This window comes from Bacillus sp. CBEL-1, from assembly GCF_004348885.1.
GTDB classification, from domain to species: domain Bacteria; phylum Bacillota; class Bacilli; order Bacillales; family Bacillaceae_H; genus Priestia; species Priestia aryabhattai_A.
Genome location: NZ_SBIM01000007.1, coordinates 1 through 523 on the forward strand (window position 1 = coordinate 1; position 523 = coordinate 523).

Sequence of the window (523 nt, forward strand, 5' to 3'; positions counted from 1 at the left end):
TTGGGACTTTGTCCCTGTGAGAGTAGGACGTTGCCAGGCTTTATAAGATTCCACAGTAGCTCAGTGGTAGAGCAATCGGCTGTTAACCGATCGGTCGTAGGTTCGAGTCCTACCTGTGGAGCCATTTATGGCCCGTTGGTCAAGTGGTTAAGACACCGCCCTTTCACGGCGGTAACACGGGTTCGAATCCCGTACGGGTCACCACTTATTTTTATATAAGAAATTTTGGAGGATTAGCTCAGCTGGGAGAGCACCTGCCTTACAAGCAGGGGGTCGGCGGTTCGATCCCGTCATCCTCCACCATGAACATGTTGCCGGTGTAGCTCAACTGGTAGAGCAACTGACTTGTAATCAGTAGGTTGGGGGTTCAAGTCCTCTTGCCGGCACCATTGTTTTTGGAGGGGTAGCGAAGTGGCTAAACGCGGCGGACTGTAAATCCGCTCCTTCGGGTTCGGCAGTTCGAATCTGCCCCCCTCCACCATTTTATTGGGCTATAGCCAAGCGGTAAGGCAACGGACTTTGA

5 tRNA genes are annotated in these 523 nt (G+C 52.4%); all 5 read left to right on the plus strand.

Annotated elements, in window-relative coordinates:
• Positions 1-49 precede the first annotated feature (49 nt).
• The 5 genes from EPL02_RS06020 to EPL02_RS06040 all read left to right on the plus strand — a co-directional run bounded on the left by EPL02_RS06020 (position 50) and on the right by EPL02_RS06040 (position 481).
• Positions 50-124 (plus strand) — tRNA-Asn (locus tag EPL02_RS06020).
• Between the two features lie 5 nt (positions 125-129).
• Positions 130-204, plus strand: a tRNA-Glu gene (locus tag EPL02_RS06025).
• A 23-nt stretch (positions 205-227) separates the two neighbouring features.
• A tRNA-Val gene (locus EPL02_RS06030) sits at positions 228-303 on the plus strand.
• Positions 304-313: 10 nt separating this feature from the next.
• A tRNA-Thr gene (locus EPL02_RS06035) sits at positions 314-389 on the plus strand.
• A gap of 8 nt (positions 390-397) precedes the next feature.
• Positions 398-481: transfer RNA gene (locus EPL02_RS06040), tRNA-Tyr, on the plus strand.
• Positions 482-523 lie beyond the last annotated feature (42 nt).